Consider the following 14,169-nt stretch of genomic DNA (forward strand, 5'->3'; position numbering starts at 1 on the left):
CTCTTTAAATCGCGTAGTTGGCAGACCATTTCTCAAGTACTGATTGATAAGGCTTAATAAAGTGCTGCTCTGTAAATTTACCTTGGGCAATCGCCAGTTGGCTGCGCTCTTCACGGTCGTAGACAATTTGCGTGATCGAGTGATCGGCGTTTCTTAAGTTTGGTTGATAGCAACTACCCGCCACGGCATTGGCGTTATAAATTTCTGGACGGTAGATTTTCTGGAATGTTTCCATGGTGCTAATCGTGCTGATCAACTCTAAGTTGGTGTAATCGTTCAGCAGGTCACCAAAGAAATAAAACGCCAGCGGAGCAACTGCGTTTGGTGGCATAAAATAGCGCACCTGCAAGCCCATTTTTTTAAAGTATTGCTCGGTTAATGACGACTCATTTGGTTGGTACTCAGCACCTAAAATTGGGTGTTGGTTTTCTGTACGATGGTACGTTTTGTTATCAGACACGCTTAAACAAATAACTGGTGGATTTTTAAAGTGCTGTTTGTAAGTCTCTGAGTCAATAAAGTATTTAAAGAGTTTACCGTGTAAGTCACCAAAGTTTTCGGGAATGCTGAATTCGTTTTTCGCTTTGTTATGATCAAGCAGCAGTACGCTAAAATCATAATCACGCACGTAAGATGAAAAGTTATTACCAACAATACCTTCGATACGTTCATTAGTTTGGTGATCAATGATATTAGTTTTTAGCACTTCAATTGACGGGAATGCCTCTGCGCTTTGTGCAATTTCTAAATCAACAGAGATGATCTCAAGTTCTACAGAGTAGCGGTCACCTTGCGGGTTATCCCAGTTTGCTAGCGCATTAAAGCGGCTATCAATCATTTTTAATGCATTACGCAAATTCTGCTGGCGACTTTTACCGCGAGCTAGGTTTGCAAAGTTTGTGGTAAGTCGTGTGCTATTTGACGGATGATAATTTTCGTCGAGGCAAATACTTTTAATTGTAAATCTGAAATCGTTGTTCATGGCAATGTATCCTAAAGTCCTGAGATAAATGATTGCTGCTCACCTTCCTTAAATCGCTAGGTCATTAACCTTAGGTTGCTCTGCAGCGGTAATAAATTTATACGTGGTCATCACCATGAAGAAAAACGTTTTTATTTCAGGTAAAACATGAGGCAGATTCATGAATATTTGCTGTTTTAATAAAACATTTAGGAAGGGATAGTGAAAAAATGCTTCAAAGCTAATTCAGACGTCTGGATCTCTAAATTGGTTTGTTGGAGTTGCAGTAATTTCATATAAAACGTGAGTAATATTCACTACTTAACCCTACTTTTGAGAGCAACCCCGTACTTTATTGTTGTTATACTCGTCTCCCTAAACCAACAACACAGACAAATACAATGAATGAATTAATCGTGCTTATTATTGCTTGCGCCATACTTGGTAGCGGGGTGGGCTTTTTAGCGGGGCTCTTAGGGATTGGTGGAGGCCTAGTGATTGTGCCCATATTAAGCATGATCTTGCTGCACTTTCAGGTGTTACCTGCTGAGCAAGTTGTGCTGGTGGCGATTGCTACATCGCTTGCCTCAATTCTTTTTACTTCAACGTCATCAGCTATCGCTCACCATAAAAATGGTAATGTGCCTTGGCAATTGGCTCCGTGGGTTATGACAGGGGTTGCACTAGGCGCTCTTATCAGTGGCTTTTTGGCTTCGCTATTGCCTGCAAATGTGGTGCGAATTGTATTCGCTCTGAGTGTGGTGCTTATTGCATTAAAAATGATTTTCAGCAGTAAAAATGACAGCCAAACATTACGCTCGCTACCTAATAAAGGCCTTTTAACACTTTATACAAGCATCACAGGGGGGCTTTCTGCCATGATAGGTATTGGCGGTGGAGCGGTCCTTGTGCCGTTACTGACGTTTTTCTCGGTTGATATGAAAAAAGCCATTGGCTGTGCTTCGGCCTGCGGTATTGTCATTGCGCTATTTGGCTCAGTGGGTTACATCAGCTCGGGCAGTCAGTACTTTACATTAAAAGAGGGCTTTGCTGGTTTTGTTTATTTGCCTGCCTTGTTTGGCATTGTGTGTACTTCGTGGTTTACCGCACCATTAGGTGCAAAAGCAACGCATCATCTACCCGTCTCTACTATTAAAAAAATATTTGCTGGGCTGTTGGTTATTATGGCTGTAAATATGCTCGCTAAATAGTATTAACTTATTAATTCGACAACACGAAAGTCGTTTGTTAATGTCAGTTAAGCAGTTTTTAGGCTGCTTAACTGCCTTTTTCCGAAAGCTGTAGGCGCTATTTAAGGACTCTTTATTAAGGAACATGCTATGGATCGTCGGTGCTCTCAAACAAGTAAAAAAACACTAAGCTCTTTATTTGTTGCTTTATCAATGATGGCTTTGCCAGTGACTGCTGAGCCAACAAAATCTCTCGAGACTCACCATGCTTTAATGGGCCAAATTCTCAGTGCAAATTAACAAACACCCCTTACTGGTTTTGCACTTCATGTGATTGTTGATGATGGACATGCTTTTTCAACGGCAAAGCAAAGTAAAGAAAATGCGCCGCAAGTTATTAACCCAAATAGTTTATTTAGAATTGCCAGTGTGACCAAAACCTTCACCTCGGCAACGGTACTTCGTTTGCATGAAGAAGGAAAACTAAGCCTTGATACAACGCTTGATAAGTTAATTTCTGACGATTTTTTTGCGCTTCTTGAAAGCGATGGCTATGCCCTTGATAAAATGACGCTTAAGCAAGTACTGAGTCATACGGCAGGGTTATACGATCACGCCCAAAGCGATCAGTATTTAGCTGGCATAATGGCAAACCCGCAACAAGATATTACGATGCGCGAGCAAATTAAAGGGTGTGTAGAGTGGGGCGACCCAGTTGGTAAACCTGGTGAGCGTTTTTCATATTCAGATACCGGGTATGTGTTACTCGGCCACATTATTGAAAGAGTGACAGATTTACCGCTACCTGAAGCGGTTCGCCAATATTTAAGTTTCGATAAAAACCAGATTGAAAATGTGATCTGGGAACGGGGTGATACGGTTGCTGTGGATGAGTCTCGACGCGTACATCAATACTTGCATGGCACCGACACGTTTAATTGGAGCCCAACAGTCGATTTATATGGTGGCGGTGGGCTTGTGGCCAGCCCAATCGGTATGGCTAAATTTTATCAGGCTTTATTTTCAGGTAAGGTCTTTAAACACCCAGAAACACTTACACTCATGCTCTCGGATACAGGCTTACCTGCAGATAGCCCTTATCGTTTAGGTGTATTTGCCAAAGACTATAACGGCACCTTGGTTTATCAACATGGTGGCTTTTGGGGCACTTTGGTGATGTATGAACCAACAACGCAGGTGGTGGTAGCAGGGGCTGTTACTCAGCAAAAAGACTACGCCCAGCTTGAAAAAGTAATGAGTGGCTATTTAATTTTACAAGCAAAATCAGCACTCTAAACACGCCAAAATCTAAACTGGCGCACATATGCGCCAGATCCTTTCTTTAGTTCAATTCAAGCTAAGTCATTATAGAAGAGAAATGACTTGCGCACTTCATATAACAAAAATATTATATAACCAAATTGTTATGGAGTGAGTCGTGAAAGTTCTCTTTTTATGTACAGAAAATTCAGCCCGTTCAATTATGGCTGAGGCGTTGCTTAAACATCACGGTAAAGGTGAGTTTGAGGTGTTTAGTGCGGGTACTGAACCTTATGCGGTAGACCCTCGTACGCTTGCGGCGATTGAGCATTTTGGTTTAAAAACCGATGACTTACACTCAAAGCACTTAAACGATGTAACTAACCTCCATTTGGATTACGTCATAACTTTATGTGATGACGCTGCCAAAGAATGCGCCAATCGCGTCGATGGCAGCCATTGCCTTGCATGGGATTTTATCGATCCTAAAACGCGTCCTGAACCCCACGCCTTTGAAAAAACCTTGCAAGAGCTCAATGAGCGAATCAAACAGTTTGTGCAATCCCATAACAAAGAAAAACCAGCATCGATTTCGCCAACCACATTTTATAAAGCGCTTGCAGATGATATTCGTTTAAAAAGCTTATTACTAATCGCCGTTGAGCAAGAGGTTTGCGTATGCGAACTAATGACGGCACTTAATGAGCAGAGCCAGCCAAAGGTTTCAAGGCATTTAGCGCAACTTAAAAAACAGGGCATTTTGTCGGATAGAAAGCACCAGCAGTGGGTGTTTTACTCTTTAAACCCGACCTTACCAATGTGGATGAAACAAACAATTACCTCGACCGTGGTAAACGAACCTAATTTTATAGAAAACGAGTTAGCAAGGCTAAATGCGATGGGCGATGATCGCCCAACCCGTGTGACGCGCTGTTGCAATTAAACAAAACGGTTTGCTGTTAACTGTCGGCAAACCCGGTAAAACAAGTTAGACAATTTTAAAAAGTAGGAGCTTAACAATGGCAATTAAAGTAGGCATTAATGGTTTTGGCCGTATGGGTCGTTTATCGCTAAGAGCAGCGTTTACATGGGACGACGTTGAGTTTGTGCAAATTAATGACCCAGCGGGTGACGCAGCTACATTGGCTCACTTACTAAAGTATGATTCGGTGCACGGTATTTGGCCTCATGAGGTTGAAAGTAACGACAACGCTGTGATCATCGATGGTCAGATGATTAACGTTACACAAAATAAAGCGATTGCAGACACTGATTGGTCTGGTTGCGATATCGTTATTGAAGCCTCTGGCGTGATGAAAGAAAAGTCACTACTTCAGGCTTATCTTGATCAAGGTGTGAAGAAAGTTGTTGTCACTGCCCCGGTAAAAGAAGACGGTGTGCTGAATATAGTGATGGGTGTAAACGACGATTTATACGACGTAGATCAGCACGATATTGTGACTGCCGCATCATGCACGACCAACTGTTTAGCGCCTGTGGTTAAAGTTCTGCAAGAAAAAATTGGTATCAAACATGGTTCAATGACCACTATTCACGATATTACTAACACGCAAACTATCTTAGATGCGCCGCATAAAGACTTACGACGTGCTCGCGCATGTGGCATGAGCTTAATTCCAACTACAACCGGCTCTGCAACAGCGATTACACATATTTTCCCTGAACTTAAAGGTAAATTAAATGGCCACGCGGTTCGTGTGCCTTTAGCAAATGCATCAATCACTGACTGTGTGTTTGAAGTTGAAAAGCCCACTACTGCTGAGCAAATTAACCAGTGGATGCAAGAAGCCGCAGAGGGCCAGCTAAAAGGTATTTTGGGCTATGAAGAAAAGCCACTTGTTTCTATCGATTACAAAACTGATCCACGCTCAAGCATTGTTGATGCGCTATCAACCATGGTTGTCAACGAGACACAAGTTAAGCTGTATGTTTGGTACGATAACGAATGGGGTTACGCAAACCGCACCGCCGAACTTGCCCGTAAAGTTGCGCGATCACTACAAGGTTAAAAGCAATGACGCGTTTGGCTAATCTTCCCGCTGATATAAAGCAGTACTTAATTGTCACTGGGAATTACTGGGCATTTACGCTTACAGATGGCGCATTGAGAATGTTGGTGGTACTGCATTTTCATGCGCTTGGCTACTCGCCTTTGAGTATTGCCATGCTGTTTTTGTTTTATGAGATTTTTGGTGTTGTCACTAACTTAGTGGGCGGCTATTTAGGCGCAAGGCTTGGTTTAAACAAAACCATGAATATTGGCCTTGCCATACAGGTTGCAGCCTTGTTCATGTTGGCAGTCCCCCCTGAATGGCTAAGTGTTGCCTATGTGATGCTGGCGCAAGCGCTGTCGGGCATTGCCAAAGATCTCAATAAAATGAGTGCTAAAAGCTCAATTAAAATGCTGGTTGCCAGTGGCCAAGAAGGCACCTTGTTTAAATGGGTGGCGATACTTACGGGCTCTAAAAACGCCTTAAAAGGTGTGGGCTTCTTTTTAGGTGGTTTACTTCTCACATTAATGTCGTTTAAAGGCGCAATGCTAACCATGGCTGCTACTTTGCTGGTGGTGTGGTGTTTTAGTCTTTATGCACTTAAAAATGATTTAGGCAAAGCCAAAAACAAACCTAAGTTTAACGAGATATTTTCAAAAAGCAGTTCAATCAACATTTTGTCAGCAGCAAGATTGTTTTTGTTTGGTGCGCGTGATGTTTGGTTTGTAGTTGCACTTCCGGTGTTTTTATCACAAGCCTTTGGCTGGGATCACTGGACCGTGGGGGCTTTTATAGCTGCGTGGATCATTGGTTATGGAATAGTGCAATCTTTTGCACCTAAAATCATTAAGCTTAATAAGCAAACATCACCAAGCGCAGAAACAGTTAAGTGGGCATCCTTGCTTGCGGTAGTCACCTTAGCCATTGCTCTTGCCATTGGTTTTGACTGGGCAGTAAAACCAATGCTGATAGGCGGACTGATGTTGTTCGGCGTGGTCTTCGCGATTAACTCATCTTTGCACAGCTACTTAATTGTTAGCATGGCGGATGCCGATGGCGTATCACTCGATGTCGGGTTTTACTATATGGCTAATGCCATGGGACGCTTAATTGGTACTGTGTTGTCAGGCTTAGTGTTTCAGCTTTATGGCTTAGCAGCCTGTTTGGCTATATCACTGTTATTTATTGTTATTACCGCCGTTATTTCGACTAAATTACCAAAACAAATTTAGTTAAATCTAAACACGCCCTACAAAGGTAAGCATGCTTTCTTGCTTACCTTTATTCATGCATAGCATCAGAAATAATAAAATCATACCAATTCGCTTAATTAAGTAGTCTATTTTGAGGCAAAGAAACCTCGTTGATAGCAAGGCAAAAATTTCGTTATTTAGTTGTTCTAACTAAGAAATTTTTAACGCAGGTAGCGACAGGTTTAATCCCTCAAAATGATTAAGTATTATTGCTGATTGGTATCAGTCACCTTCAGGCTTGAAAAGCTCTTCGAGCATTGGCTGTGGGTTGTTTAGAAACGCCTTTGTAATTTGGTAATGCTCAGTATCCTCATAATTTATTTGTTCAATGCCTTGTGCTCCCACTTGGAAGATCCTCGCACCTGGGTATGCCATTAAAATCGGTGAGTGTGTGGCAATAATGAACTGAGAGTTTTGCTCAATTAGTTGAAACATGCGACTCAAAACAGCCAACTGCCTAGAAGGAGAAAGTGCGGCCTCAGGCTCATCTAAAATGTAAAGCCCATTGCCAATGAAGCGGTTTACCATAAGCGCTAAAAAAGATTCGCCATGTGATTGGTGATGAAGGGATGTACCTCCATAGGCATCTATCAGTTTAGGCTCCCCAGAAAATCCCAAATCTAAGTCATCAATATTTGATGCAACGTTATAGAAACTTTCAGCTCGTAAGAAAAAACCATCTTTGTATCTCTTAAACGATTTTGAGAGTAGCAAGTACTTATGAAGCTCTGAATGCGAGTGTTGAGTTTGAAAGTTAAAGTTTTTAGAGCCACCTTCGGCGTTAAAACCTAAGCCGATAGCAATTGCTTCTAAAAGAGTCGATTTCCCAGAACCATTTTCACCCACAAATATTGTGACATGTTTTGAAAAGTCTATTTCAAAGAGCTGATTAACCGCAGGAATAGAGAATGGATATGTATCGAAAGAGAAAACGTGCTCTCGTTTGAGAGTCACCTTTTGTAGATACGGTAATGCTTCCATACAAAATATTCCTATTAAAGACCAAAATTAGTAAAAAACTGACAGAAATGCTCTGCTTATTTTAAAACCTAACTTAAAGGAGTTAGGTAAATACAATCAAAACTCTAAGAAAACCAAACTTTAAAAGCAATATTAGTAGACTTTACTAACTCGCTACAAATTCATTTTTTAGCCATGCGATCAATTGTTGAATGCTGGTATGCTTTAATTTGTCAGCTTTGCAGGCATAGAAAAATGACTGCTGCGGGTGGATTACTGCACTGCCTAGCTGCACTAATTCGCCATATTCGAGCTTTTCTAAAACAAATTGCTTATGGGTAACCAGTAGGCCTAGTTCTCTTGTTACAGCTTGCAATGCTTGAGCTGTGGTTTCAAAAGAACGGTTTTTTTGTGCTTTAGGGCAGGCAATATGGTTATGCTCTGCCCAAATCTGCCAGTTATTGTTTCTGCGGGCATTGAGTACCTGAATGGCTGGAAAGCGGTTTAATAGTTCATTGATGTTGTTTGTAGTTTCTGACTTTAATAATGACGGGCTGCAAACTAAAACAAGTTCATCATCTGCTAATTTCTCACAGTGGTACTTTTGCCAGTTTTGCGGATCGCCCTGAAAAATAGCCATGTCGATGTTGCGTCTTTCGAGGTCAACATCACCAACAAAGTTTGATAAGCGAATATCTAATTCAGCATAACTATTTTGTAGCTTATCAACCCTTGGTATCCACCAATGTAATGCCAAAGAGTTCACCATGTTGAGTGAAATAGAATGATGATCTTTGTCTTTATTTTTAACTTCTTCGCTTGCCGAAATAATGGCCTGAACGGCGGGCGAAACGCGCTGATAATATAGTTTTCCAGCATCATTTAAATACACTTGTCTGCCAACCCTATCGAACAGTTTTACCTCAAGCTGTTGCTCAAGAGACTTGATAGCTTGGCTGATAGCCGAGTGACTAACGTGAATTGAACCTGCGGCTTTAACCATGCTGCCAGTCTCTGCAACGGCAATGAAACTGTATAAGGATTTGAGCGGGATATTGTGTTTCATATGTTAGTTTTTCTTACATATTAATGCGGTTTTATTCGCTTTTTATAATTTCAGCAGAGCGTATCGTGAGCGTCATCTACTCGCTTTATAAACAATGTAAATGAATATTAGTCACCGCTCTAGTGCCTTAATGCTGCTATCTACCCTCACTCTAGCACTGAATGGACTGGTTACCCAGTTGTTAACCCCCATGCTGCCAATAATTTTACTGTTATTTTTAAGGTTGCTCTTACCTGGTTGTTTAATGTTAGCAACAGCACGAGCACGGTTTTGGCATTATGTTAGTTTTTCTGCATTAAAAAATGTGATGCTACGGGCTGTTTTTATCACCTTGTGCCAAGGATTTTTTATTTTAGCGCTTTACAAACTTACGTTAATTGAGGCAGTTGTGTTGTTTAGCACCGGGCCTTTGTTTATCCCATTGCTTGAAAGTGTGGTGTATAAGCGAGAAATCGACTTATTTGTCGTGCCGACTTTGTTGTTAATGATGATAGGGCTGATCATTCAAAGTTTGACCGACCAAGGGATTACGTTACGTTGGGAGCTATTAATTGGTCTGGCGGCTGGCTTTTTTAATGCTTGTTCGCAACTGTGTTTATTTCAAATTAGTAAAGAGAAAACCCCGGTTCTGGTTGCCAATGGTTTTTGCTTTTTAATTGCAGCACTATTCAGTACGCTATTTTTCATTCTGCCGCTGTTCGTTGGTGGGCTAAATGCTGAGTTCGCAGCAGGTAGCTGGGTGGTTGATAATGCGTGGTTAATGTTAGGTTTATTAGTGCTATTAGCGGTATTTAGTAGTGCTACGCAATACTTTAGAAGCTCAGCATATAAACTAGTTGCCACCGGCTCAGAGCTGGCGCCGCTGATTTATACATCAGTGGTATTCTCATACCTTCTTCAGTTAACCATTCTAGATAGCTCAGTAAATGGGCAACAGTTGTTAGGGATTAGTTTTATTGTTATTGCTTGCTTAATGCAAACGAAGCGAAACCGCAGTTAAGTTTCGCTTTCATCACTGTTTTCTTGTAACTTACTTAGCAACAAAAATGATAAGTAGGTTGTTATGTCTGGGCATGCTTTTGTTAGGCAAGGAATAAAGCCATTTTTAATTGTGGTATTGTTGTTCGTTATTTATATATATTTTTCACGAGAAGCTGCAATCTTTGTAACCAATTCAGAGTCATCAAATGATACAAAAGCTACGCAACACATTGAGGCACAAGTAAGCATACCAGCCACAAAGCCTGCTGCGAGCTTGTTAGCTGAGGAATCAGCTGAGCAAGGGAGTGAAGTTAATGATAGCCATGAACTTATTATCAAAAATGCACCGAAATGGGGTTTTGATGGTGTGTTAATTGACCACTTAACTGAGCTAAAGCAACGCGCTGAGCAAGGTGATGCTGAGGCTAACTATCTTATCGCACAAAATCTTAAGTACTGTTTTAATGCTCCTTTAGATGCTGAGGCGCTTGAAGCAACATTAACCGAAAGCTATGAGTTTAGCGATGCTGGCGATACGCAAAACCGTGTTTTAGAAAAATACGAGTATTGCCAAGGGGTTGATTTAGCAACGCGGCGGTCTTTTTACCGTTATCTGGTAATGGCAGCAGAAAAGGGCTCTGCCTTTGCACAGCAAACGTTTGCTGGGCTAACTCCCGAATTTTACATGAAGTCGCAATTTCCTGAGAAGTTGTCACGTGCCGAGTTCATCAAAAATCGCGATAGTTTTAAAGAGCGTAAAACCGTATTTTTAGAGCAAGCAGCAAAGCAGGGCAGTGAACAAGCGCTGATGAGTTTAGCGAGCATGTATTACAGCGAACAAGTTGGTGAGCATAGTGCAGCAAAAGCCTACGCTATGAATCGACTCATTATGGAAATCACGCAAAATAACGATGTGTATAATCGTTACGCGTGGTTTGAGCAAAGACAATACCCGACACTTTCAGATGAAGAGCTAAGTATCGCGAACAATTTTTTTGAACAATGGCTTTTGCAAATAAAGCAAAATGGTACGCTATACCCAAAGATTTAATAACCCAAAGCAAGGATGGCAATGATGTTTGAACCAAATTATGCAAGTTACACTCTTGAAGAGTTGTTAGATTGCAAAGCGAATATAGACGCACAAGCATGGCCCGAACGCCTAAAAGACATCGAAAATGCACTCAGTGTTTATGCTAGTCAATCTGCTGAGCACGAAAAGCAGTACAAACAAGCTGTGTTTGATGCTTATTGCGAGACGCTCCGTCATGATCTGACACTGAGTATTGATGATAATATTCTCTGGTTGTTAAGGCCGTTTTCTAAGCAAGCTAAAGATATTACCCCCAGTACGTTTGCTGGCGAAGTCTGCCCGCTTTGCGCAGCAAAGCTAAGCGCAACAACTTGGGCTGCTGGCTGGCAGTTGAGCTGTGAAAATTGTCAAGTTACAGGGATTGTTGTAGAGCATTTGAGCTTCTAAAAAATAAACAAAAAAGGAACAAATAGAGCTTTAATTGTATGACTTTTAGCTATATAGTCTGTACCTAACCTTAGGGGAGTAGTCTCTTAGATTAAGATGAACGTCAACAGTCTCCGAACCAATGTTCGTGGCGTTCATGTCCGCAAGCCGGATTGACAAGACTTAAGGCATGTATCGGGTTCAATGGGCGACCACGATGTATGCCTTATTGTTCTTCGCCCTAAGGAATCGTCTCGTGCTTGTTACATTTCAAAACCATTTTTATGGTTATTTCAGTTCTCTTAAATCGCTTTATTTACCACATTTCGCTTTGTCACCCTTTTGCGGGAGAGCACGATGATCTTGTTTATTCTTGCCATTATCGTTGGCTTTGCATTGCTGATTTGGAGTGCAGATCGTTTTGTTGATGGCGCCGCTGTAAGCGCAAAATATGCAGGTATGCCAAGTTTGCTCATTGGAATGATAGTGGTTGGCTTTGGTACGTCGGCTCCTGAGATGTTGGTATCGGCTATGGCTGCTGCTGATGGCAGTCCTGAGCTTGCTTTAGGCAATGCTGTGGGGTCAAACATTGTCAACATTGGGCTTATATTAGGGATAACCGCGTTAATAGCCCCGATTACTGTTCACTCTTTGATTGTCAAAAAAGAGATCCCGCTACTGCTTGCAGTAAGTGCGCTATTTGCATTACTGATTGTTGATGGCGACTTATCACGTTTCGATGCGGGTATCTTGTTATTTGGTTTTTGCAGTTTTATTGGTTGGAGTATTTATTCTGGCCTTAAAAGCAAAAATGACAGCTTAGCAAAAGATGTTGAGCACGAACTTAACGTGCAAACTATGTCACTTAAAGCGGCTATTACCTGGCTTATCGTTGGGCTTGTGGTCCTCATTGCAAGTTCAAGATTATTGGTATGGGGGGCAGTCAATATTGCCGAACTCATGGGCATTAGCGACCTCATTATAGGTCTCACAATCGTGGCACTTGGCACCTCGCTCCCTGAGCTTGCAGCTTCAATTGCCGCTGCCAGAAAAGGTGAACACGACATTGCGATTGGTAATGTGATTGGCTCAAACATGTTTAATATTTTAGCTGTCACAGGTATTGCAGGGATGATAGCGCCTGCTGTTAACCTTTCACCGGATCTATTATCGCGAGACTGGCTGGCGATGATCTCTCTTTCAATATTTTTATTAATTTTTGCCTATGGGCACCGTGGTGTTGGCAGGGTAAATCGCGCTGAAGGCGTTGGTTTATTGCTGATTTTTATTGCCTATAACGCATGGCTTTTCCTTTCAATTTATAAATAAATGCAATTTAGAACTCAAAAAATCAAGGACCTTTATGAAGCAAACTATCAATGAGTTTTGGCTCAATAACTCAGAAACAATTATAGCGCTAGGCTATAAAGTGATACTCGCAATTGCTATTTTAATTGCCAGTGCAGTACTTGCTAAGTCAGTGAAAAAGGCTATCAAAAACTCCAATGCTACCCTTAAAAAACTTGATAATACCTTGCTGCCTATTTTGTCGTCTGTGGCAGGTTATGCCGTGTATATTATTGGCGGGGTGTTTATTTTAGATATCTTTGGCGTGAATACAGCAAGCCTTATTGCGCTAATGGGTGCTGCTGGTTTAGCGATAGGGTTAGCCCTTAAAGACACCTTAAGTAATATTGCAGCAGGCATGATGTTACTCATATTAAGGCCGTTTAAAGTCGGTGATTTTGTTGAGATAGGCTCGATGCAAGGTACTGTCTCTGAGGTAAACCTATTCACCAGTGTTTTTCAAACGATTGATGGTCTTTATATCGCATCACCTAATGGCATAGTGTGGGGTAACAATATTAAAAACTTCACGCGAAATGGCAAACGCCGAATGGATATTGTTGTGGGTATTTCATATGCCGATTCAATCGATGATGGCTTTGCGGTGCTAAAAGATATTGCCGCGAACGAAAGCCGTTTACTGAGTGAGCCAGCGGCGCAAGTGATGGTGACAGCCATGGCTGAGAGCTCGGTGAATATTCAGCTAAGAGCATGGGCTAAAAATGAAGACTATTGGCAAACCTATTGGGATTTAAACAAACGAGTTAAAGAGTCAATCGAGAATGCAGGCCTGACAATTCCTTTCCCACAACGTACTTTACATATACCTGAAGGCGTGGTGACAAAAAAGTAAAATAAAAAAGCCTAGCGCAGGCTAGGCTTTGAATGAAAAGGAAAGCTAGTTATTGTGATTTTTCTAAATTATTATTTAAACACGACTTCACCATAGTAATGAGGCTCTTTACCATTTTGTTTAAGCATGTAAGTGCACTTGACGCCTTTTTTACCAAATTGACCAACAGGTGCATGATCTTTGAGTACATTTATTTTTTGACCATTGAAGTCACAAATAAAGTCACGGATTGAACCTTTAGTCGACGTAAAATCCCCAAGCTTCACTTTATGATTCTTTTTGAAAACAAAAGCTTTATGAGAGTTACCATTACGGTAATCGAACATATCCAAACTTAGGGTTGTTTTATAGCTTTTCGTTACAGCACCTTGGCCATTAGCATCGTTAATAATGCCTGTCCATGTTACAACTTTATTTTTTCCTCGATAGTGTTTTGGCGACTTACCTGTGTCTCCACCTGGCATCAAAGTAAAAGTTATAATTTCGGCATTACTACCGGGGCGAGATTTCCATGAGCATTCAATGCCGTTTTTGAATTGATGGTAATTCAATCCTTTTAGACCTGGCCCTTTAATAGCAGGGCAGGTTACTTTGCCGCCAATGCTATCCGAATACATCATTTTGTATTCTTCAGGTTTTATATATGCTTTGTTATCACCATTACCATAACGAACTTCATCGTAAGGAATGGTCAAGAAAACTCCTTTCGTGCCGATTTCGCCTCGCAATGACTGTGCACCAAAATTCGGATCGTCTACTGCGTAAGCTGTTGATGTGAAAGCGACAGCAAGTAATGCTGTGCTAAAGATGTGATGTTTCATTGTTCT

14 protein-coding genes and 1 pseudogene are annotated in these 14,169 nt (G+C 41.3%); 11 read left to right on the forward strand and 4 right to left on the reverse strand.

From position 1 onward, the window contains the following. Positions 1-4 precede the first annotated feature (4 nt). Positions 5-982 (reverse strand): DUF1852 domain-containing protein, encoded by a 978-nt coding sequence (locus C2M25_RS16885; protein ID WP_105181647.1) that lies wholly within the window; start codon positions 980-982, stop codon positions 5-7. 380 nt (positions 983-1,362) lie between these two features. Between C2M25_RS16885 and C2M25_RS16890 the strand changes: the two genes are divergently transcribed. The 6 genes and pseudogenes from C2M25_RS16890 (at position 1,363) to arsJ (ending at position 6,655) form a co-directional block, all read left to right on the forward strand. Then, positions 1,363-2,172, forward strand: coding sequence for a sulfite exporter TauE/SafE family protein (locus tag C2M25_RS16890; protein ID WP_105181648.1), 810 nt, complete (start codon positions 1,363-1,365; stop codon positions 2,170-2,172). 129 nt (positions 2,173-2,301) lie between these two features. After that, on the forward strand, positions 2,302-2,451 hold the full coding sequence (locus tag C2M25_RS21755) for a hypothetical protein (RefSeq protein ID WP_158679738.1): 150 nt from the start codon (positions 2,302-2,304) through the stop codon (positions 2,449-2,451). Positions 2,452-2,478: 27 nt separating this feature from the next. Next, positions 2,479-3,447: pseudogene (locus C2M25_RS16895) on the forward strand (serine hydrolase domain-containing protein); the annotation flags it as partial. Positions 3,448-3,589: 142 nt separating this feature from the next. Then, positions 3,590-4,354 carry a metalloregulator ArsR/SmtB family transcription factor gene (locus C2M25_RS16900; RefSeq protein ID WP_105181650.1) on the forward strand — a complete coding sequence of 255 codons (765 nt, stop codon included), beginning with the start codon at positions 3,590-3,592 and terminating at the stop codon, positions 4,352-4,354. Positions 4,355-4,430: 76 nt separating this feature from the next. Continuing rightward, entirely contained in the window at positions 4,431-5,441 is a 1,011-nt protein-coding gene (locus C2M25_RS16905) for an ArsJ-associated glyceraldehyde-3-phosphate dehydrogenase (protein WP_105181651.1), read from the forward strand. A gap of 5 nt (positions 5,442-5,446) precedes the next feature. Further along, on the forward strand, positions 5,447-6,655 hold the full coding sequence (arsJ, locus tag C2M25_RS16910) for an organoarsenical effux MFS transporter ArsJ (protein ID WP_063704136.1): 1,209 nt from the start codon (positions 5,447-5,449) through the stop codon (positions 6,653-6,655). Positions 6,656-6,898: 243 nt separating this feature from the next. Here the strand turns inward: arsJ and C2M25_RS16915 are convergent, their stop codons facing one another. Then, on the reverse strand, positions 6,899-7,657 hold the full coding sequence (locus tag C2M25_RS16915) for an AAA family ATPase (protein WP_063704139.1): 759 nt from the start codon (positions 7,655-7,657) through the stop codon (positions 6,899-6,901). A gap of 145 nt (positions 7,658-7,802) precedes the next feature. After that, complete coding sequence (locus C2M25_RS16920) at positions 7,803-8,702, reverse strand: LysR substrate-binding domain-containing protein (protein ID WP_105173708.1); 900 nt, start codon at positions 8,700-8,702, stop codon at positions 7,803-7,805. 130 nt (positions 8,703-8,832) lie between these two features. Here C2M25_RS16920 and C2M25_RS16925 point away from each other — a divergent pair, with 130 nt between their 5' ends. The 5 genes from C2M25_RS16925 to C2M25_RS16945 all read left to right on the forward strand — a co-directional run bounded on the left by C2M25_RS16925 (position 8,833) and on the right by C2M25_RS16945 (position 13,342). Beyond that, entirely contained in the window at positions 8,833-9,702 is an 870-nt protein-coding gene (locus tag C2M25_RS16925) for an EamA family transporter (protein WP_442793037.1), read from the forward strand. Between the two features lie 63 nt (positions 9,703-9,765). Next, positions 9,766-10,734, forward strand: a complete 969-nt coding sequence (locus tag C2M25_RS16930) for a hypothetical protein (protein ID WP_105181652.1) — start codon at positions 9,766-9,768, stop codon at positions 10,732-10,734. Positions 10,735-10,755: 21 nt separating this feature from the next. Next, positions 10,756-11,163 carry a hypothetical protein gene (locus C2M25_RS16935; protein WP_158679739.1) on the forward strand — a complete coding sequence of 136 codons (408 nt, stop codon included), beginning with the start codon at positions 10,756-10,758 and terminating at the stop codon, positions 11,161-11,163. A 336-nt stretch (positions 11,164-11,499) separates the two neighbouring features. Continuing rightward, on the forward strand, positions 11,500-12,471 hold the full coding sequence (locus C2M25_RS16940; protein WP_063704150.1) for a calcium/sodium antiporter: 972 nt from the start codon (positions 11,500-11,502) through the stop codon (positions 12,469-12,471). A 34-nt stretch (positions 12,472-12,505) separates the two neighbouring features. Further along, positions 12,506-13,342 (forward strand): mechanosensitive ion channel family protein, encoded by an 837-nt coding sequence (locus tag C2M25_RS16945; RefSeq protein WP_105173703.1) that lies wholly within the window; start codon positions 12,506-12,508, stop codon positions 13,340-13,342. Positions 13,343-13,413: 71 nt separating this feature from the next. Here C2M25_RS16945 and C2M25_RS16950 read toward each other — a convergent pair whose 3' ends face one another. After that, positions 13,414-14,163, reverse strand: coding sequence for a hypothetical protein (locus tag C2M25_RS16950; RefSeq protein WP_063704154.1), 750 nt, complete (start codon positions 14,161-14,163; stop codon positions 13,414-13,416). Positions 14,164-14,169: the final 6 nt, after the last annotated feature.

The organism is Pseudoalteromonas sp. T1lg21, assembly GCF_002964625.1.
GTDB lineage: Bacteria > Pseudomonadota > Gammaproteobacteria > Enterobacterales > Alteromonadaceae > Pseudoalteromonas > Pseudoalteromonas gelatinilytica.